Origin of the sequence: Marinimicrobium sp. C6131, from assembly GCF_026153455.1 — a bacterium.
GTDB lineage: Bacteria > Pseudomonadota > Gammaproteobacteria > Pseudomonadales > Cellvibrionaceae > Marinimicrobium.
Window position 1 is genome coordinate 983,774 of the sequence record NZ_CP110629.1, and the last position, 21,138, is coordinate 1,004,911.

The 21,138-nt window shown below is 58.4% G+C and carries 14 protein-coding genes; 13 read left to right on the plus strand and 1 reads right to left on the minus strand.

Annotation, left to right across the window (positions count from 1 at the left end):
* Nucleotide 1: 1 nt before the first annotated feature.
* From cysN to OOT55_RS04245, 13 genes are all read left to right on the plus strand, one after another.
* Nucleotides 2-1,414 (plus strand): sulfate adenylyltransferase subunit CysN, encoded by a 1,413-nt coding sequence (gene cysN / locus OOT55_RS04185; RefSeq protein WP_265367891.1) that lies wholly within the window; start codon nucleotides 2-4, stop codon nucleotides 1,412-1,414.
* Nucleotides 1,415-1,549: 135 nt separating this feature from the next.
* Nucleotides 1,550-2,815: an IS110 family transposase gene (locus OOT55_RS04190; RefSeq protein ID WP_265365638.1), complete on the plus strand. Its 1,266-nt coding sequence runs from the start codon at nucleotides 1,550-1,552 to the stop codon at nucleotides 2,813-2,815.
* Between the two features lie 807 nt (nucleotides 2,816-3,622).
* Nucleotides 3,623-3,889 (plus strand): ComEA family DNA-binding protein, encoded by a 267-nt coding sequence (locus OOT55_RS04195; protein ID WP_265367892.1) that lies wholly within the window; start codon nucleotides 3,623-3,625, stop codon nucleotides 3,887-3,889.
* Between the two features lie 145 nt (nucleotides 3,890-4,034).
* The gene (gene pyrF / locus OOT55_RS04200) at nucleotides 4,035-4,742 is read left to right on the plus strand and encodes an orotidine-5'-phosphate decarboxylase (protein WP_265367893.1); all 708 of its coding nucleotides are present in this window, start codon (nucleotides 4,035-4,037) and stop codon (nucleotides 4,740-4,742) included.
* A 109-nt stretch (nucleotides 4,743-4,851) separates the two neighbouring features.
* A complete protein-coding gene (gene cmk, locus OOT55_RS04205; RefSeq protein WP_416140993.1) occupies nucleotides 4,852-5,505 on the plus strand; it encodes a (d)CMP kinase in 654 nt (217 codons plus the stop codon).
* Between the two features lie 71 nt (nucleotides 5,506-5,576).
* On the plus strand, nucleotides 5,577-6,932 hold the full coding sequence (locus OOT55_RS04210; RefSeq protein ID WP_265367895.1) for a phosphomannomutase CpsG: 1,356 nt from the start codon (nucleotides 5,577-5,579) through the stop codon (nucleotides 6,930-6,932).
* A 121-nt stretch (nucleotides 6,933-7,053) separates the two neighbouring features.
* A complete protein-coding gene (gene galU / locus OOT55_RS04215) occupies nucleotides 7,054-7,944 on the plus strand; it encodes a UTP--glucose-1-phosphate uridylyltransferase GalU (protein WP_265367896.1) in 891 nt (296 codons plus the stop codon).
* Nucleotides 7,945-7,947: 3 nt separating this feature from the next.
* Nucleotides 7,948-9,354 (plus strand): mannose-1-phosphate guanylyltransferase/mannose-6-phosphate isomerase, encoded by a 1,407-nt coding sequence (locus OOT55_RS04220; protein ID WP_265367897.1) that lies wholly within the window; start codon nucleotides 7,948-7,950, stop codon nucleotides 9,352-9,354.
* 588 nt (nucleotides 9,355-9,942) lie between these two features.
* Complete coding sequence (gene rpsA, locus OOT55_RS04225) at nucleotides 9,943-11,622, plus strand: 30S ribosomal protein S1 (protein ID WP_265367898.1); 1,680 nt, start codon at nucleotides 9,943-9,945, stop codon at nucleotides 11,620-11,622.
* 207 nt (nucleotides 11,623-11,829) lie between these two features.
* The gene (locus tag OOT55_RS04230; protein WP_265367899.1) at nucleotides 11,830-13,065 is read left to right on the plus strand and encodes an ATP-grasp domain-containing protein; all 1,236 of its coding nucleotides are present in this window, start codon (nucleotides 11,830-11,832) and stop codon (nucleotides 13,063-13,065) included.
* A gap of 32 nt (nucleotides 13,066-13,097) precedes the next feature.
* Complete coding sequence (locus OOT55_RS04235) at nucleotides 13,098-15,092, plus strand: hypothetical protein (RefSeq protein WP_265367900.1); 1,995 nt, start codon at nucleotides 13,098-13,100, stop codon at nucleotides 15,090-15,092.
* A 364-nt stretch (nucleotides 15,093-15,456) separates the two neighbouring features.
* On the plus strand, nucleotides 15,457-15,879 hold the full coding sequence (locus OOT55_RS04240; protein ID WP_265367901.1) for a DUF6795 domain-containing protein: 423 nt from the start codon (nucleotides 15,457-15,459) through the stop codon (nucleotides 15,877-15,879).
* Between the two features lie 19 nt (nucleotides 15,880-15,898).
* Nucleotides 15,899-17,053 carry a lipase family protein gene (locus OOT55_RS04245; RefSeq protein WP_265367902.1) on the plus strand — a complete coding sequence of 385 codons (1,155 nt, stop codon included), beginning with the start codon at nucleotides 15,899-15,901 and terminating at the stop codon, nucleotides 17,051-17,053.
* A 172-nt stretch (nucleotides 17,054-17,225) separates the two neighbouring features.
* Here OOT55_RS04245 and metH read toward each other — a convergent pair whose 3' ends face one another.
* Entirely contained in the window at nucleotides 17,226-20,942 is a 3,717-nt protein-coding gene (gene metH / locus OOT55_RS04250) for a methionine synthase (RefSeq protein ID WP_265367903.1), read from the minus strand.
* Between the last annotated feature and the right edge of the window lie 196 nt (nucleotides 20,943-21,138).

Here is a 21,138-nt window from a genome sequence, read left to right on the forward strand (position 1 = left end):
TATGAGTCACCAAAGCGAATTGATCGAAACCGATATCGACGCCTACCTCGAACAGCACGAGAACAAAGAACTACTGCGTTTCCTCACCTGCGGTAGCGTCGACGACGGCAAAAGCACCCTGATTGGCCGCCTGCTGCACGACTCCAAAATGATCTACGAAGATCAGCTGGAATCCATCAGCTCGGACAGCAGCAAGTACGGTACCACCGGTGAGAAAGTGGACCTGGCACTGCTGGTGGACGGCCTGCAGGCCGAGCGTGAGCAGGGCATCACCATTGATGTCGCCTACCGGTATTTCTCCACCGCCAAACGCAAATTCATCATCGCCGACACCCCGGGGCACGAGCAGTACACCCGGAACATGGCCACCGGTGCCTCCACCTGTGACCTGGCGGTGATTCTGATCGACGCGCGCCACGGGGTCATGACCCAGACCCGTCGCCACAGCTATATTGCATCGCTGTTGGGCATCAAGCACATTGTGGTCGCGGTCAACAAAATGGACCTCGAGGGTTTCAGTGAAGAGGTCTATAACCACATCAAGTCGGATTACCTCAACTTTGCCGAAAAGCTGGGAATGACCGATGTCCAGTTTGTACCCATGTCCGCCCTCGAAGGCGACAATGTGGTCAATCGCAGCGAGCGCTGCGACTGGTACACCGGCCCGACACTGATGGAAATCCTGGAGAATGCACCGGTTATGGCCGAGCGCAACTTCGAGGACTTCCGCTTCCCGGTCCAGTACGTGAACCGCCCCCACCTGAACTTCCGTGGATTCTGCGGCACCATCGTGTCCGGAGTCGTGAAGGTGGGTGATGAAGTCAAAGTGTTGCCCTCGGGCAAGAAAAGCAGGGTCAAATCCATCGTGACATTCGATGCTGATCTGCAGGAAGCCTTTGTCGGGCAGGCCGTGACCATCACGCTTGAAGACGAGATCGATGTCAGTCGTGGCGATATGATCGTGCACGCGGCGGATAAGGTGGAGCAGACCAATCATCTCAAGGCGCATCTGGTCTGGATGAATGAGGACGCGGGCGAGCCGGGCAAGGAGTATCTGTTCAAGTTCGCCAGTAAACTGGTCTCGGGGCACATCGATAACCTGGAATACCGGGTGGATGTGAATACCCAGGAGCACAAACCGGCGGACAAACTGCAGTTGAACGATATTGCGGTGTCCGAGTTGTCGTTCAGTCAGCCGGTGGTGGTGGATGCCTATCCGAATCACCGGATGAGTGGCTCGTTCATCGTGATTGACCGGCTGACCAACCTCACTGTCGGTGCCGGCATGGTCATCGAAGGCCTGCGCCGCACCAAAACCAGCCACCACCAGTTCAGTGAATTCGAACTGGAGCTGAACGCCCTGGTCCGCAAGCACTTCCCTCACTGGGATGCTAAAGACCTGTCTAAGCTGTAGAGCCTTTTAGGGGGGGCTGGTTGGGCTCCCCCGTAGTCAGTTATAAGGTAGAAAAAAGAAAGGGGACCCTCATAACTCGGTAACTTGCTGTAACAGCAAGGTGCGAAGAACCGAGAGCATTGGAGGTGTCCCCTTATGCGCAAGTATAACTATCGTGCCCAAAATTTCCAGAAGGTGAACTGGGATCAACTGCGTGAGCAGACGGCGGGCGAGCGGTTGATTCTGGCGATTGATGTGGCCAAGAAGGACTTCTACGTGGCGCTGATGAAGCCGGACCGGACGGTTCTGAAGACCATCCGCTGGGAGCATCCGCAACAGAGCCCGGCCCTGCTGCGGGAACTGGCGAACCTCAAGGCTCAGCGCCTGGAGGCGGTCATGGAGCCGACCGGTACCTATGGCGACGCCTTGCGCTACCAGTTGAGAGCTCTGGGTGCCGAAATCTACCGGGTCAGCCCCAAGCGGGTGCACGACGCCGCTGAAGTGTATGACGGGGTCCCGAGCCTGCACGACGCCAAGGCGGCTTACCTGATCGGCCGGCTGCACCTGGATGGCATCAGTCAGCGCTGGCGCGAGCCGAGTGAAGCGCGTCGAGCTCTGCGAGCCTTACTGAATCGGCTGGAGCAGGTACAGGAGCGCCACCAGCGGGCACTGAATCGGCTCGAAGCGTTGTTGGCCCGGCACTGGCCGGAGGCGCTGTGCTGGCTGACATTGCAGAGCGCCAGCTTGCTGCACCTGCTGGCCGAGTACGGCGACCCGGTTCGGGTGACGGCACAGCCGGAGCAGGCGGACCGACTGCTGCGCCGAGTCGGTGGGCACATGCTTAAGACGTCCAAGCGCGAAGGCCTGCTGCGCAGTGCCGCCACGACCTTGGGCGTGCCGGTGGTCGAGACCGAACACGAACTCATCCGGGCCCTGGCCCAGGAGATGCTGGACACACGGGCGCAGTCCCGCGAGCTGGAGCGAGCGCTGTCCGAGCACGTCGAGCACACCCGGGAGCTGGCCTGGATGGCCGAGGCACTGGGCCATAACAGCGCGGTGGTGCTTTACTGTGCCCTGGGTTCGGCCAATGACTACCCGCGTGCGGCCAGCTATCTGAAAGCGGCGGGGCTGAACCTCAAAGAGCGCTCCAGCGGCAAACACAAAGGGCAGCTGAAGCTGACCAAGCGAGGGCCCGGGGTGGTGCGCCACTACCTGTACTTCGCCGCCCTTCGCCTGATACGTCAATCAGGCCCGGCCAGAGCCTGGTATGACGCCAAGCTGGCCCGACACCGAGGCCCCAAGGGCAAACTGATCATCGCGCTGATGCGCAAGCTGGCCAAGGCGCTGTGGCATGTGGCTCAAGGCAAGCGGTTCGATCCGGCCAAGCTCTTTGCCGAGCCACCCCGGGCCGAAGTGGCATAAGCACCACCGAGTCGACCGATGAGGACGAACAGAGACGAGCAACAGGAGCGAGCAATGAGTTAATCCAGCCGTAACACGCTGGCAACGAGTCTTCCTTCGGGCTGACCTTCGATCCGACCTCTAGCCCAGTCTTGAGGCTCCTAAGTAGTCAAGAGGCAGCCCGCGGGATGATCCATGGAACGCGATACCCAAGGTAACTGAGTTGATGCCGCCAGGCGGACATCCGATGCGAGAGGTTCGGTTGACCCCATGGACGTTCATCCGGGAGGCCTTCGAGCTGGCACACAGGCTAAACACACGAGTACCACCGGCATGTGCGTCAACGACTCAGGCAATGCCAGCAGACTCGTGTGCCCAACAGGCAGGTAAAATGATTAAATAAAGGGACTTGACTGAGTTATGAGAGGTCGGATTACGCTCCGCTAATCCGACCTACGCGACCGGGCCTCCAGTGGGTGCTAGTTCCCGAAACGTTCAGTGACCCCCGCGGAGGTTGGGCATACCCTTGTGAGACCGTCACCCGCCTGGACGGCGGGTGATGAGCCTACAGGGATGTATTTACGGCGTGTCTCACAAGGGTATGCCCAACCGCAGCACTCTGATACGAAGTGCATCTCCAAGAAAATCAAAGAAACCTTCACACCCACAATGTGATCCCTATCAAATCTCAGAAAATTGTCGGCAATTTCCTACAAAACGCCGCGCACATTTCCCCTACGCGCCACGCTCCTCGCTGAATAATCTGACTCCCACGTCGTCGGACGACGTTTACTGTTTACTCAACAAACCAAGCAAAAGGAGTTCATCATGAAACTGATCTCATCCTTCCTGTGTGCCATCACCCTGCTGTTCAGCGCCGTGGCTTTTGCAGCCCCGTCAGCCCCCGTCAACATCAATACCGCTGATATTGAAACACTGTCAGAGCTCGACGGCATTGGTCCCAAAAAAGCCGAGGCCATTGTGGCCTGGCGCGATGAGAACGGCGAGTTTGTCAGCCTGGATCAACTGGTGGAAGTGCAGGGCATTGGCGAGGCGACCATTGAGTCAAATCGCGATCATATGACGCTCAACTAAGCCCCGGCCATTGTCGGGCCCGGTTGGAGCTGCGCTTCAGCCTCTCCCCGGACAGCGATTAGACGCTGCAATTTGATGCCAAATTTGCTTTAATGGCAGCCCGGATTCACTGAATCCGGGCTTTTTTTGTGCACAGGGGGAAAATATGCCCAATCCCGAGGCTCCACGCATTGTTGTCGCCATGGACTACGACAACGCTGACGACTGCCTGACCATGGCGCGCCGGCTTTCACCGGAGAACTGTCGGCTCAAGGTCGGCAAAGAACTTTTTACCCGCAGTGGCCCTGCCGTGGTAGAGCAACTTCAGGGGCTGGGGTTCGATATTTTTCTGGACCTGAAATTCCACGACATTCCCAACACTACGGCAGGCGCCGTGCGCGCGGCGGCTGAGCTGGGCGTTTGGATGGTCAACGTCCACGCCAGCGGCGGCGAGCGCATGATGTGCGCCGCCCGCGAGGCCCTGGATAAAGTCTCCGGCCGACGCCCGTTACTGATCGGTGTCACGGTACTGACCAGCATGACGGAAGCGGACCTGCACTCTGTCGGAGTTGCCCGTACGCCAATGGAACAGGTCCTGCATCTGGCTGATTTGAGTCATAAAAGTGGCCTGGATGGTGTGGTATGCTCGGCTCAGGAGGCCCGAGCGTTGAGCGAGCGGCTCGGCCCGGATTTTTGCCTGGTCACCCCCGGGATTCGTCCGGCGGACAGTGCGACGGATGACCAGCGTCGGACCCTGACGCCACAGGAAGCGATCGCTGTGGGGAGCCACTACCTGGTCATTGGCCGCCCAATCACCCGGGCAGCCGACCCCATTGCCCGCTGCCGGGAAATCGCCCAGAGCATTGCCCCTTGAGGCAAGGCCTCAATCCGTTGATGGCAAGCCGTGCTGTCCGGCTCGGCGCTCATCCGGAAACGAAAACGTTCAAGACAGTTAAGGAACCCGCGTGACCGAAGACAGTCCCATCCCGGTAATTGCGATTGACGGCCCCAGTGGTGCCGGCAAAGGCACCCTCAGTCGGTTGGTGGCCAAGCGCCTCGGGTACCACCTGCTCGACAGTGGGGCCCTCTACCGATTGACCGCGCTCGCGGCCATGAACGCCGGCGCCGATCTGGATGATCCGGAGGCGGTGGCCACCGTGGCCCGCCATCTGGATGTCCGGTTTGATGCCGCAGGCGAGGACACGCGAATTCTGCTGCAGGAGCAGGATGTCTCCCGCGACATCCGCACCGAGGCGGTCAGCATGAATGCGTCCCGGGTGGCGGCTTATCCGCCGGTTCGGGAAGCGCTGCTGCAACGACAGCGAGATTTCCGTCAGGCACCGGGATTGGTGGCTGACGGGCGTGACATGGGCACCACCGTCTTCCCTGATGCTGGCGTCAAAATCTTTCTTACTGCCAGCCCTGAAGCGCGCGCGGAGCGCCGCTACTTGCAGTTGCGGGAGAAAGGAGAGAAAGTGGATATGGACGCCTTGGTGGCGGATATCCGGGAGCGGGACAAGCGGGACAGCGAAAGGGCCGTGTCGCCTCTGAAACCTGCCAGCGACGCCCACTTGGTGGACAGTACCGAACTGACCATTGAGCAGGTGTTGGAGAGAATTTTAAGCTATACCCGCTAGACGGGTAGAATCCGGCGCCCGGGCGGTGTCGGGACAACGACTACCAATAACACAAACCGGACGGAACGAAGATGAAACTGACCTGTTTTAAAGCCTACGACATCCGCGGCAAGTTGGGCGAAGAGCTCAATGAAGACATCGTCTACCGCATCGGCCGCGCCTTTGCGGAATACCTCAAACCGAAAGCCGTTGTGGTCGGCGGTGATGTGCGGGAAACCAGCGAGTCGTTGAAACTCGCCTGCGCCCGCGGCCTGCAGGACGGTGGCGCGGACGTGATTGATATCGGTCTGTGCGGCACCGAGGAGATTTACTTTGCCACCAGCCACCTGAAAACCGACGGTGGTATTGTGATCACGGCCAGTCATAACCCGATTGACTATAACGGCATGAAAATGGTGCGGGAAGGCTCCCGTCCCATCAGCGGGGATACGGGCCTGAATGATATCCAGGCCATGGCCGAGGCCAATGAGTTCCCCCCCGTCGACGAGTCGAAGCGAGGCGCCTACCGTAAGGGCTCGGTACTGGAAGACTACATCCAGCATCTGCTGAGCTACGTCGACAAGGACAAGCTCAAACCCATGAAACTGGTGGTCAACGCCGGCAACGGGGCGGCGGGGCATGTCATTGACGCCATCGAACCGCACCTGCCCATGTTCGAATTCATCAAGGTCCACCACGAGCCGGATCCGACTTTCCCGAACGGTATCCCCAACCCACTGCTGCGCGAAAACCGCGCTTCCACCAGTGAGGCCGTGATCAAACACGGCGCGGATATGGGCATTGCCTGGGACGGCGATTTCGATCGCTGCTTCCTGTTCGATGAGAAAGGGGAGTTCACGGAGGGCTACTACATCGTCGGCCTGCTGGCCGAAGCCTTTCTGCTCAAGGTGCCCGGCAGCAAGATCATCCACGACCCGCGCTTGACCTGGAACACGATAGACATCTGCGAAAAGCACGGCGGCACCGCCATTCAGTCCAAAACCGGCCACTCCTTCATCAAGGAGCGCATGCGCAGCGAGGACGCCATTTACGGCGGGGAAATGAGCGCCCACCACTACTTCCGGGACTTCGCTTACTGCGACAGCGGCATGATCCCCTGGCTGCTGGTCGCCGAGCTGATTGGTCGCAAAGGCCAGACCCTGTCCGAACTGCTGCAGGACTGCATTGATCGCTTCCCGTCACCGGGTGAAATCAATAGCAAAGTCGATGACGCGGCGGCCGCCATTGACCGGGTGTTCGAACACTACAAGGATCAGGCCAAGGCCGTTGATCGCACCGACGGCATCACCATGGAGTTTGACAATTGGCGCTTCAACCTGCGCATGTCCAACACCGAACCGGTGGTGCGCCTGAACGCCGAAAGCCGCGGCGACAAGAAACTGGTGCAGGAAAAAACCGACGAAGTGTTGGCGCTGCTGAATCAGTAAGTTACGAGTGAAAGGGTGGGGTTCACCCGATGCCGCGACCGGACAACTCTAACCCTCCACTCTAAAAATCAACCGGACACAACACTCTGGGAACGACCCCCAACACTCAAGGAGATCACCCATGCAGATCAAAAAAGCCGTCATCCCTGTTGCCGGACTGGGCACCCGTATGCTGCCCGCCACCAAAGCCATCCCCAAAGAGATGCTGCCCGTGGTCGACCGGCCCCTGATCCAATACGTGATTGAGGAGGCGGCGGCGGCTGGCATCAAGGAGATCGTTCTGGTCACCCATGCCAGTAAAAACTCCATCGAAAACCACTTCGATACCAGTTTTGAACTGGAAGCCCAGCTCGAAGCGCGCCTCAAGCGCTCACTGCTGGAGGAAGTCCGCTCCATCACTCCGCCGGGACTGACCGTCATTTCCGTGCGTCAGGCCGAGGCCAAAGGCCTGGGTCACGCCATCCTGTGCGCCCGCCCGGTGGTGGGGGAAGAGCCCTTTGCCGTGATGCTGCCTGACGTATTGATCGACAAGCACCACTGTAACCTGCGCAAAGACAATCTCGCGGCCATGACCCGTCGCTTTGATGAAACCGGTAGCAGCCAGATTCTGGTTGAGGAAGTGCCCTGGGAGCAGGTGCACAAATACGGGGTGGTCGACTGTGATGGCGCGCAAGTTGAGGAAGGCCAATGTGCCGCCGTGAAAGGCATGGTGGAAAAACCCGAACGCGATGCGGCGCCGTCCAATATGGCCATCGTCGGTCGCTACGTACTGTCCAGATCCACCTGGGATCTGCTGGCCAAAACCCAGCCGGGCGCCGGCGGTGAAATTCAGTTGACCGACTCGCTGGACGCTCTGGTGACCGACGAGACCGTTGAGGCCTACCGCCTGCTCGGTAAGAGCCACGACTGCGGCTCGAAACTGGGCTACATGATGGCCAATATTGAATACGGTGTTCGTCACCATGAAATTGGCGAACAGTTTGATGCGTACCTCAAGAGTCGGCAGGGCTGATCAATGATAGTTCCCGTCATCCTTGCCGGCGGCTCCGGGTCACGCCTGTGGCCCCTGTCGCGCAAACACTACCCGAAACAACTGCTCAAGCTGTTTGGCGACACCACAATGTTGCAACAGACGCTGCTGCGCCTGGAGGGGGTGCCCAACCTGGGCGACCCGATTGTGGTGTGCAACGAAGAGCACCGCTTTATGGTGGCGGAGCAGTTGCAGGAAATCGGTCAGAGCAGAGCGTCCATCCTGCTTGAACCGGTGGCACGAAATACCGCACCAGCACTGGCGCTGGCGGCGGTCAAGGCCCGCACACTGGTGGATAACCCGACGCTGTTGGTGTTGGCGGCGGACCATATGATCCAGGGCGTGGAGGCGTTTCAGATTGCCATCGCCGAGGCGGTGAAGGCCGCCGAGTCCGACAAGCTGGTGACCTTCGGCATTCAGCCCACCCGGCCCGAAACCGGCTATGGCTATATCAAGACCCGGCGCGAGGGGCAGGGCAGTCATCCGGTAGAGCGGTTTGTGGAAAAACCGGATCTGGCCACCGCCGAGCAGTATCTGGCGGAGGGCGGCTATTACTGGAACAGTGGCATGTTCGTCTTCCTCGCCAAGACCTTCCTGTCCGAACTGGAGCGCTGCTCCCCAGACGTTCTCTCGGCCGCCGAACGGGCCTACGACCGGGCCAGCATCGATCTGGACTTCGTCCGCATCGACCGGGAGGCTTTCGCCGAAGCGCCGGACATCTCCATTGACTACGCGGTGATGGAAAAAAGCCGTGCCGTGGTTTGCGTGCCTCTGAACGCCGGCTGGAGCGATGTGGGCTGCTGGCAGTCGTTCTGGGAGTTGTCCGAGAAGGATGACCATGGCAACAGCTTCGTGGGCGATGCCATTGATGTTGACTCTCGCGACACACTGGTGTTCACCCAGGACAAACTGGTGGCCACCATTGGCGTCAATAACCTGATGATCATCAATACCCCGGATGCGGTTCTGGTCGCTGACAAGAGTCAGGCCCAGCAGGTTAAAAAGGTGATTGCCCGGATTGAGCAGGACAACCGCACCGAGCATCTCCAGCATCGGGAGGTTTATCGTCCCTGGGGTTGCTACGACTCGGTGGACCAGGGTACCCGCTACCAGGTCAAGCGCATCCGGGTCAAACCCGGCGCGAGCCTCTCCCTGCAGATGCACTATCACCGGGCCGAGCACTGGGTGGTCGTCAAGGGCACCGCCCAGGTGGAATTGGACGACCAGACGCTGCTGCTGTCCGAGAATGAGTCGACCTATATACCGGTCGGCACCCGCCACCGCCTGAGCAACCCGGGCAAAATCCCCCTGGAAATCATCGAAGTCCAGTCCGGCCCCTACCTGGGCGAAGACGACATCCAGCGCTTCGACGACAACTACGGCCGGACTTAATAGAAGGGGTGTAGAAGCATCTCGTAGAACATCCGGGTGCTTTGTCGTGTAGTGCTCCGGTTGGGTATACCGTTGCGAGACACGCCATGAATACATCCCTGTAGGCTCTGCACCCGCCGTCCAGGCGGGTGACGGTCTCGCAACGGTATACCCAACCTCCGCGCTGCCAGCGTAACGTTCCGGGAACAAGCACCTTGGGCTGAACATGGCACTGAGGGACGGGGAGCGGAAGCCCTTTCAAGACCGTAAGCGGAGGGACTCCGCGCGTCGAGCCCCCAGGGATGGGTTTACGGCGTGTCTTGAAAGGGCTTCCGCTCCCCGGCCCGGACGTGATGCCAATCACTTCGCACGAAGCCCCAGTTCTTGCTATCTCCCCCAAGATCTGCTAGCCTGCCGCGCTTGCTAGAGCGTGTATCCAGACCATTGTGTACAGACCCTGGCATGGGCAGCCCGGCTGGCGCCAGCTTCGAAAGCCGGATCACTGTCTCTTTCATAAACTGACCCGTACCACTGGCAGTACGGTAAACCCGTGACACCGCACCACAGACAAGCGGATCGAGCGGGTACTAAAAGGTAGCATGAATGTCCATGAGCGAAAGTTTTGCTGAACTGTTTGAAGAGAGCCTGAAATCCGTCGATATGCAGCCGGGTACCATCGTGACCGGTGTTGTCATCGACGTCGACAAAGACTGGGTAACGGTACACGCCGGCCTCAAGTCAGAAGGCGTAATCCCGGCCAGCCAATTCCTCAATGAAGATGGCGAGCTGGAACTGCAAATCGGCGACGAAGTACAGGTCGCACTGGAAACCGTAGAAGACGGTTTCGGTGAAACCCGCCTGTCTCGCGAAAAAGCCAAGCGCGCTGAAGCCTGGAAAGTGCTCGAAGCCGCTCACTCCGCCGACGAAGTGGTTAAAGGCGTTATCAACGGTAAGGTCAAAGGTGGCTTCACCGTGGATGTCTCCAGCATCCGTGCCTTCCTGCCGGGCTCTCTGGTAGACGTTCGCCCCGTGCGCGACACCACCCACCTCGAAGGTAAAGAGCTGGAATTCAAGGTCATCAAGCTCGACCAGCGTCGCAACAACGTTGTGGTGTCCCGCCGTGCCGTGCTGGAGCAAGCCAACTCCGAAGAGCGCGAAGAACTGCTGGCGACCCTGCAAGAGGGTATGACCATCAAGGGTATCGTCAAGAACCTGACCGACTACGGTGCGTTCGTAGATCTGGGCGGTGTTGACGGCCTGCTGCACATTACCGATATGGCCTGGAAGCGCATCAAGCATCCGAGCGAAATCGTCAATGTCGGCGACGATATTGAAGTGAAAGTCCTGAAGTTCGACCGCGAGCGCAACCGCGTTTCTCTGGGTCTGAAGCAGCTGGGTGAAGACCCGTGGGTCAACATTACCGCTCGCTACCCGGAAGGCGTCAAGGTCAAGGCCGTGGTGACCAACCTGACCGACTACGGCTGCTTTGCCGAGCTGGAAGAAGGTGTGGAAGGTCTGGTTCACGTGTCTGAAATGGATTGGACCAACAAGAACATTCACCCCTCCAAGGTTGTGAATGTAGGTGACGAAGTGGAAGTCATGATCCTGGATATCGACGAAGAGCGTCGTCGCATCTCCCTGGGCATGAAGCAGTGCCAGGAAAACCCCTGGGACGTCTTCGCTCGTACCTACGCCAAGGGCGACAAGATCAGCGGCAAGATCAAGTCCATCACCGACTTTGGTATCTTCATCGGTCTGGACGGTGGCATCGACGGTCTGGTTCACCTGTCCGATATCTCCTGGCATGAGACAGGTGAAGAAGCGGTACGCAAGTACAAGAAGGGCGACGAGCTGGAAACTGTGGTTCTGGCCATCGACCCCGAGCGTGAGCGCATCTCTCTGGGCATCAAGCAACTGGAAACCGATCCGTTCTCAGAGTACCTGGCCGAAAACGACAAGGGCTCTGTGATCAAGGGTATCGTGAAGGAAGTTGAAGCCAAGGGTGCGACCGTGACTCTGGCGGAAGACGTTGAAGCCTATCTGAAGGCCTCTGAACTGAGCCGCGAGAAAGTGGAAGACGCGCGCAACGTGTTGAAAGAAGGCGAAGAAGTAGAAGCCAAGATCATCAGCGTTGACCGCAAGAACCGCACCATCAACCTGTCTGTGAAGTCCAAGGACGTCGCCGACGAGAAGGCTGCGGTAAAAGAGCACAGCGCCAAAACCGCTGAGCAGGCTTCGCCCACCACTCTGGGTGACCTGATCAAGGCGCAGATGAAGAACCAGGACTGATTCGTTAGTCACAGGTTGTTCAGAAAAAGGCCGGCATTCGCCGGCCTTTTTTTATGGAAACCTCGGTATATAACTATAAAGTCTATCGATACCATACGTGTCCCGGACCTCCCGGCTGGTACAGTGCACGCCTCTTGTCTATGTTTATAGATGAGCCCGCGCGATATCGCCCGGGGTGTACTACCGCCATGTCTGGAGAATCGCACCATGAGTTCCAAGCACACCTTCAACCCTGAAAAAGGTTACGTCGCATTGTTGGGCTGGGCCCTGGGGGCGATTGAGGCGGCCGACAAATTCGATCGCCGCTACGTGGTGGTGGCCCCGGAGTGGGCTGAAGACTACTGCAAGCAACACGATATTCCCTATGTACCCTGGAACTTCGAACGGCTGAACGACCGCTCCATGGAAATCGCCCAGACACTGAAGGACATGGGTGTGGATGTGGCGATTCCGCTGTTTGAGGAAACCGTTGAATGGGCGGGTGCGATCAACTCGGTCTTACTGGATAATCCACGCCTTTTTGGCCAGTCCATGTTGCTACGCGACAAAGCATTGATGAAGCGCCGTGCGCAGCTCGGTGGAATCCGTGTGGGCATTTTCGAGGAGGCCCACGACAAGGAAGACGTCATCCGGTTTCTCAAACGGGTAAACCAGACGCTGCTGAAACTGGACGGTGACCCGAACGATCCGATTCACCTGAAGGCCTTCGACAAGGCCGGTTGTCTGGGCCACCGGGTCATTCGCACTCCGGATGAAGTGGATTCCATTCCCGATGAAGAATTTCCGGTGCTGATGGAGTCTCATCTGGACGGCTGGGAGTTTGCCGTCGAGGCCTGGATTCACAACGGCAAAATCTGTTTTCTGAACATCTCCGAGTATGTCACGCTCGGTTACTCCGTGTTTGTACCCGCGACCCCGGAGCTTGAAAAATATCGTCCGCAGATTACCCAGCAGATTGAAAAGCTGATCAAGACGTTTGATATTGATTTCGGTTTTGTCCATCCGGAATACTTCGTCACCAGCGATGGCGAAATGTATTTCGGGGAAGTGGCCTATCGTCCCCCGGGTTTCAAGGTGTTTGAGTTGCTTGAGCGAGCGTACGGATTCAACGCCTACCAGGGGCTGATTCTGTCGTTCGACCCCAAAACCACTGAAGAAGAAATCAAGGCCTTTTTCCCGCGGGAAGTGGTCGATGCCAAAGGCCATGCCGGCTGTTTTGGCGTTTACCCCCGTCGTCGCGTCGTCAGCAAACTGGAAATTCCGGAAGAGACGGAAGATCATCCGTACTTCGATTTTCACGAGCTGACCCCGCCACTGGAAGAAACCGTGACCAAGCGCACGGCATTTGGTACCCACTGGGGATTGATCTATTTCTTCGGTGAGGACCCCTACACCATGCGGGATTTGCTCAAACATCAGGAAGAGCTGGATTTCTATGTATAATCAACTCCGTTGCATGAGTTGAGGAGGCCGGCTTGAGCCAAACGGAACCGAACTATAGCGCCGACGCGGACAAGTTGGCCCGCCTGGGAAATCAGTTGGATGAGGCGATTGAACAACTGGCGGAGAGCCGTGAGTTTGCCAGGATCACCAAGCTTCAACGCCTGTTGGATATCGCCCGTCGGGTGATGTTTCTTGACGGGGGGTGCGTCTTTCTGGAAGCGCGTGCCCAGCGCCTGGAAGAGGCGGGCGTGTTTGAAGGGTCCGATTGGGCGCAACCGCAAATCCTGATTCCTTCGCTGACCACCTATTCGCTGAAAAGCCCGGATGCCCACACGGTGGTCATTGAGGCCATCAGTGAGCTGCGCCTGTTGGCCATCGCCATGGGCGATTATCTGCACCCCAGTATGTCGGCGGAGCAGGCGCATCATTATTTGACCCAGGTGCTGGCCATCAATCTGGAGCTGTTGTTCGGCGCGCCCAGCGAAGCCGAGCGCGAGCAGCAGGGGCGGCTGGCACTGGCGACCCGGTCGCTGTATCGGCATTTGGCCGAGCGCATTGGCTATGAACATGTGATTGATAAGCTGATTGAAGAAATCTGGCGGATCCTTCAGCAGCGTCCCATCGAAGTCGACAGTGTAAAACGGATGATCACCCAGATAGCGGTCTGCCAGACCAATCCCGAGATAGACCTGGGGATCAGCGGGCAGGGGGCTGACCGTTTGATCAGCAGTCTTTACGGTCCGACTCAGGCCTGTCGGGAGGACCCCGGGGTAGCGGTCTATCAGGAGCGGTTGCTGGCCATGGACAGCGGCGCCTTGCAGTACGAAGCGACCGGCTTCGCCCGCGCGATGCATGATACCGGGTTGGTCTCGCCCTATCATCCGGTGCTGCTTCGCCATTTGTTGGAGCACGGTGACTACCTGTTGTCCGAGGCGCTGGGATTGTCCAGTACCGGCCGCGATTGTTTATTGTGCTACGACGAACTGACCCGAGCCATCATTGATCAGGCGATTTATCCCGAAACGGCGCAGGGGATCTACGGGCTCGCGCTGATGCTCGAGCGTGGCATCCTCTATCAGCCCGCCATGGCGCCCGCTCTGTGGCGCCAATTGGCACTGCCGATATCACCGTACTGTCGGGAACGCCTGGAAATGATCTTTGGTGCTCAGCCATCACCTACAGCCTGGTTGATGCAGGGCGTCCTGTGCATGTTGGGCCAGCCGCTGGGTGTGGGGCAGGGTAACAATCCCACATGCCAGTCTGCTCGAGCCTTGTCCATGTGGGCCTATAACGATCCCGACTATCTGCTACAGATGGTGGTCTGGGCGGCCCGTGATGATGAAATCATCATTCATTTCGAGGGGCAGCCAATCTCCTCCCGGGAGAGTGAGTCGGGGGTCGCCTCCGATATACCCATGGATCTTGATCCGGTCTCGCTTCTGGTCGTACCCCATCTGGATCGCATCTATGCCGAAATGGGGCGTCGTTGTGTCGGGCGGGAAGGCGACCCGCACCGATGGGTGAACCCGGAGTTCCACGGCTGGTGGTCGGGTCGGGGCTTCCGTATTAATGTGGATGTCACGACGGGACAGCTCTGGGAGCTGGATGACTTTCTGCGCCACTTCTACGCCAGCTATCATCCCTACTACAACGGTAACCAGCCGCTGATCCACCCACAACCGGCCGGCATTGCCGTGACCGATAGCGCGGCCCGCTTTGTGGGATGGCATGCCATCACCATTCTCAGGGTCGCGCTGGATCCCAAAGAAGTGATGCGGGTGTACTTCTTCAACCCGAACAACGACAGCGGTCAGCACTGGGGGGATGATGTGCTGGTCAGCACCGCCGGCAATGGCGAGCGCTTTGGTGAAGCTTCTTTACCCTTCGAGCAGTTCGCCTCCAGACTCTATATTTTCCATTACGATCCGCTCGAACGAGGCGAGCTCGCCAACGTCACCGACGAAGAGCTCACTCGCGTCAAAGAGCGCATCCACCGCAGTTGGGGTGCCGACCGGCAGCCGTCATAAAGGCCACGGGGTTACGGCGGATACGGGGTCCAATCGTTGCGCTCGGCCGTAGGGCGGATAAGCGGCTCTGGCGCGCATCCGCCGTTTCCCCGCCCGTGGTAATCGTAGGACGGATCGGCCCGACGCGTCGGAGCCTTCGGCGCATCCGCCAAATAATCCCCCAACCGTGACCAACACCTCACTTTTAATGTCCCCTTCATCGAACCCCTTGACGATATTTCGCCGCCTTCGGTATCTTTCCTGGTTCCAATGGAAATGCTTCACCGGTACAAAGGATGGCCCCATGACTCGACCTCGACGACTCCCCTCCGTACTACTCAGCATTGCCGTATTTCTTTTGATCTGTTCACAGCAAGGAGCTGCCATGGCGTTTTTTTCAAAGAAGGAAGTGGTGCTCAGCTCACCCTTCGCCGCTCAGATTACCTACCAAGGAAAGCCGGCTTCCGGTGCCAGGATAAAGCGCATCATCAAATGGCAGAGTCAGGTTGGCGAAGAGGACTTTGCCGAGGCGGATGATCAAGGCCACTTTTCGTTTCCGGCCATAAGAGATAGTTGGCGTCGGTTACTTCCCGCTGAATTTGTGGTTTATCAGGATATTGTTGTTCAGTACCAAGACCAGGAATTCAAGATCTGGATCGGAAGCAAACGCGAAGAGCATGAATGGTCAGAGCTCGGCGGAGAGCCGATCAATATGCATTGCGAGCTGACCGATGAGATCCGCCGAGTTGATGTCAAGCGGGGACTGTTAGGTACGAATTGTCACTGGGAACGTATAGAGGTTCGTTAATTACAAGGAGGAACGGAAAATGGAATTGACTCCACTGCGAGCGTCGGAGTTGGCTGATGGCATATATGACGTTCAAGACCGTGAACGCTTGAAGCTCTTCTTACTGAGACCCGAGTTTTCGGGTAAAGGGAGTGGTTTACTTTCCGCAGAGGTGGGTACCCGGTTAATCAATACGGAAGATGCGTTTGGTCTGTGCGCTCTGGGGCGCGGACAACGAGAAAATGAACTCTTTTTCGTCTTCCGTGGCTCCACTTGGGCCAACTACGGCGCCGACTGGGCCAGCAATGCCAGAATCGGTCTGGAGCGAGGCAGAACTGGCACCTTGGTCCATATCGGTTTTAATCAGATCTTCAGCAGCCTCCTGCCACAGTTGAAGGACTTTCTCGATAAACATCCGCATATTTCCGGTCCGATCCACTGCATTGGTCACAGTCTGGGCGGCGCAGTGGCGTCGCTGGTGGCCGACTGGATTAGAAGCCAACGTCGCAACCCGGTCAAACTCTACACCTTTGGCGCGCCTCGTGTCGGGTTGGAAGGCTTTGCTCGGCATCTGACCAACAGGCTCCACACGGGCAATGTGTACCGTGTCTACCATAAAACCGATCCCGTCCCGATGATTCCGGTTTACCCCTACCGCCACCCGCCATCACCCGGTGATGGGTATCACATTCCCTGGGGCCCAGGCGCCATATCTTTTGCCGCTCACCGTATCGGTCACTATGTGGACAGCACTCGTCAGTGCAGTTGGTTGGCGTTGAAAGGACGTCCTAACCCCGAGTTGGGAGAAGAGGCGCTCAAACAATGGTTGTCTCGAGACACGCTGGATAATCCCGCGGACCCGTCGGTCTGGGAGCGGATCAATAGTGCGATGGCGTGGGTGCTGAGGAAAATCAGCGTGGTGTTTGTGGCGCCGATTCAGACAGCATTGATGGGCGGGCTGACCTTGGCGGACCGAATTGCGCTGGCCTTACGGCAGGGCGTTGATGCTTCCAAAGATGCCGGGTTCTGGGTATTGCGGTTGATGCGACGGATTATGCGGTTGTTGGGTTTTGGGGCGATTGCTGAGACGACGGCGGAGCTGACGAGGGAGTTGATGCGCTGGGTGCTGATCCGGCTGATTGATCGAATGACCCAGATGGCGCAGCGGGCGTTGCGGCATTTGCGGGGTGGTTGATAGGTCTGGTGCCGGTTTGCCATGTTCGTCTTGGGTTGGTAACGGCGGATGCGGGCTTCGCCCTCCGATGCGTCGGACCGATCCGCCCTACGGCCGAGCGCAGCGGTATAGACCCGCGTAGGGTGGATAAGGGGCGCAGCCCCGTCATCCACCATGGAGAGTCAGGAGGGGATCACTCCGTCCCCGGCTCATACCCGAGCACCGGGCTCAACCAGCGCTCCATTTCGATCAGGCTCATACCCTTACGCTTGGCGAGGCTTTCCACCTGATCTTTCTGGATTTTACCCACATTGAAATACTTGGATTTCGGGTGGGAGAAATACCAGCCTGATACCGCCGCCGTCGGGTACATGGCGAAACTTTCGGTCAGTTCGAGGCCGGAATTTTTCTCTGCATCCAGCACCCGGAACAGCGTTGCCTTCTCCGTGTGGTCCGGGCAGGCGGGGTAACCCGGAGCGGGGCGGATGCCCTGGTATTTCTCCCGGATCAATTCATCGTTACTCAACGCTTCATCCGGCTGATAGCCCCAGAACTCGGTCCGCACCCGGCGGTGCATATGTTCTGCAAACGCTTCGGCCAGACGGTCGGCCAGGGCTTTGACCATAATCGCATTGTAGTCGTCCCCGGCCGCCTCGTACTCCTTCGCCAGCTCTTCGGCGCCGATACCGGCAGTGACCGCAAAGCCGCCAATGTAATCCCGCTTGCCGCTGTCTTTGGGGGCTACGAAGTCTGCCAGCGAATAGTTGGCGGGATCATTTCCCGGCTTCTGATTCTGCTGACGAATATGGTGCAGGGTATCGATCACCTTACCCCGATCGTCATAGAGTTCGATATCGTCGTGATTGACTGTGTTGGCGGGCCAGAGACCGATCACCCCGCGCGCCTTCAGACGTTTCTCGTCGATCAGCTTGCGCAACATTTTCTGGGCGTCGTCAAACAGGTTGCGCGCCGCCTCACCGACCACCTCATCGTCCAGAATTTTCGGGTACTTGCCGGCCAGGTCCCAGGACATGAAGAACGGTGTCCAGTCGATGGTATCCAGCAGATCTTCCAGCGGGTAATCATCAAAGACTTTCAAACCGGTAAAGGTTGGCGCCGGTGGGGTGTATTCCTCCCAATCCATCTTGGGTGCATTCTCGATCGCTTTCGGGTAAGTGCGCAGGGTGCCGCGCGGCTTTCGGTTGGCATTGCGCTCGCGCACCTTGTCGTACTCGGCCTGCAGGTCGGCGACGAACTTCGGGCGGTTGGCATCCGAGAGCAGGCTGCCTGCCACACCGACGGCGCGGGAGGCGTCAGCCACATACACTACCTGGTTCAGGTTGAAGGCCGGGTCGATCTTGACCGCCGTGTGTGCCTTGGACGTGGTGGCGCCACCGATCATCAAGGGTTTATCGATGCCCTGACGTTGCATTTCCCGGGCGACATTCACCATTTCATCCAGCGACGGGGTAATCAGACCCGACAGACCGATGATATCGCAGTTCTCTTCGACCGCGACCTTGAGGATTTTTTCGGTGGGCACCATGACACCCAGGTCGACCACCTCGTAGTTGTTACACTGCAATACAACACCGACGATGTTCTTGCCGATATCGTGCACGTCCCCTTTGACCGTGGCCATCAGAATCTTCCCGTTGGGCTTGCTGGCCTCGGTTTTCTCCGCTTCGATAAAAGGTTGCAGGTAAGCCACGGACTGCTTCATCACCCGGGCGGACTTGACCACCTGGGGCAGGAACATCTTGCCCGCGCCGAACAGATCGCCGACCACATTCATGCCATCCATCAACGGACCTTCAATGACATCCAGTGGCTTGTCCGCGCGTTGGCGCGCTTCTTCGGTGTCTTCGATGATGTAGGCGGTGATGCCTTTGACCAGTGAGTGCTCGATGCGTTTTTCCACAGCCCAACTGCGCCACTCGAGATCTTCCTTTTTCTCACCGCCGCTGCCGTCGCCTTTGTATTTCTCGGCAATTTCCAGCAGGGCTTCCGTCGCGTCGTCTTTGCGGTTGAGCACCACATCTTCGACTTTTTCTTTCAGCTCGGCGGGCAGGTCGTCGTACACCGCCAACTGACTGGCGTTGACGATACCCATGTTCAGTCCGGCCTTGATGGCATGGTACAGAAACACCGAGTGAATCGCTTCGCGCACCGGATTATTGCCCCGGAAGGAGAACGACACGTTGGATACACCACCGCTCACGCCGGCGTGGGGCAGGTTGTCCCGGATCCAGCGGGTGGCTTCAATGAAATCCACCGCGTAGTTGTTGTGTTCTTCAATGCCGGTGGCAATGGCAAAAATATTCGGGTCGAAAATGATGTCCTGCGGCGGGAAGCCTACCTTGTCGACCAGAACGCGATAGGAGCGTTCACAGATCTCTTTCTTGCGCTTGGCGGTATCGGCCTGGCCGTCTTCATCAAACGCCATCACCACCACCGCAGCGCCGTACTTGCGACACAACCGGGCGCGTTCGATGAACTCTTCTTCGCCTTCCTTCAGGCTGATGGAGTTGACAATCGGCTTGCCCTGAATGCATTTCAGCCCGGCCTCGATCACCTCCCACTTGGAGGAGTCCACCATCACCGGCACCCGAGCAATGTCGGGTTCGCCGGCAATCAGATTGAGAAAGCGCACCATGGCTTTCTCGGAGTCCAGCATCGCCTCATCCATATTGACGTCGATCACCTGGGCGCCGCCCTCGACCTGCTCCAGCGCGACTTCCAGCGCGGTGGTGTAGTCCTCTTCCACAATCAGACGCTTGAACTTGGCCGAACCGGTGACGTTACAACGCTCGCCCACGTTGACGAACAGAGAGTCCTTGGTGATGTTGAAGGGTTCCAGGCCGGACAGACGACAGGCCGGCGCAATGTCGGGCAACGGCCGGGGCGCGTGACTGGCCACCGCATCGGCGATCGCTTTGATGTGTTCCGGTGTGGTACCACAGCAGCCACCGATAATGTTCACCAGACCGCTGGCGGCAAACTCTTCGACGACGGCGACCATTTCCTCGGGGGACTGGTCGTACTCACCGAATTCATTGGGCAGGCCGGCGTTCGGGTGTGCCGACACCCAGCAGTTGGCCACCCGGGACATTTCCTGCACGTAGGGCCGCAGCTCCTCGGCACCCAGAGCGCAGTTCAGCCCCATGGAAAAGGGACCGGCGTGGGCCAGGGAGTTGTAAAAGGCTTCGGTGGTCTGCCCGGACAGAGTGCGCCCGGAGGCATCGGTAATGGTGCCGGAAATCATCAACGGCAGCTCAACACCGTTCTGCTCAAAATAGGTCCGTACCGCAAAGGTGGCGGCCTTGGCGTTGAGGGTGTCGAACACGGTTTCAATCAGAATCAGATCCGAACCGCCTTTGACCAGCCCGTCCAGGGCTTCCATATAGTTCTCGACCAACTCATCGAAGGTGATATTGCGCGCGCCCGGGTCGTTCACATCCGGAGAGATGGAGCAGGTGCGACTGGTGGGCCCCAGTACCCCGGCGACAAAGCGGGGTTTGTCCGGGTTGTCGGCGGTGTACTCATCGGCAATTTCCCGGGCCAGCCGCGCGGCGGCCAGGTTCAGCTCCGGTACCAGTTCTTCCATGTCGTAGTCCGCCATGGACACGCGGGTGGAGTTGAAGGTGTTGGTCTCGACGATATCGGCCCCGGCGTCGAGGTAGCCCTTGTAGATGTCTTTGAGCATGGCCGGTTGGGTGATGGCCAGCAGGTCGTTGTTACCCGCGACATCCTGGTGGTAATCCGCAAAGCGCTCGCCCCGGTAGTCGGCCTCGGACAGCTTGAGGTTCTGGATCATGGTGCCCATGCCGCCATCGAGAATCAGGATGCGCTCGCGCACCAGGCGATGGAGGGCGTCAATACGGGCTTGGCGATCGTCGGTCAGGCTCATGGATTACCTATCAAAGGGGATTGATTTGATTCGAAAGGGCATGGATTTTACCAGAAATGGCAGGCGAGTCGTAGCCCAGGGCAAAAGCCAACAGCCGGACTTGAAACTTTGCTCTCTGCCCCTATATACCGATTCGATATAGCGCCCGGTTGCTCGCCAGTGTGACTGGGTAGAGTGCCGGTAGTCATTGGTCTGC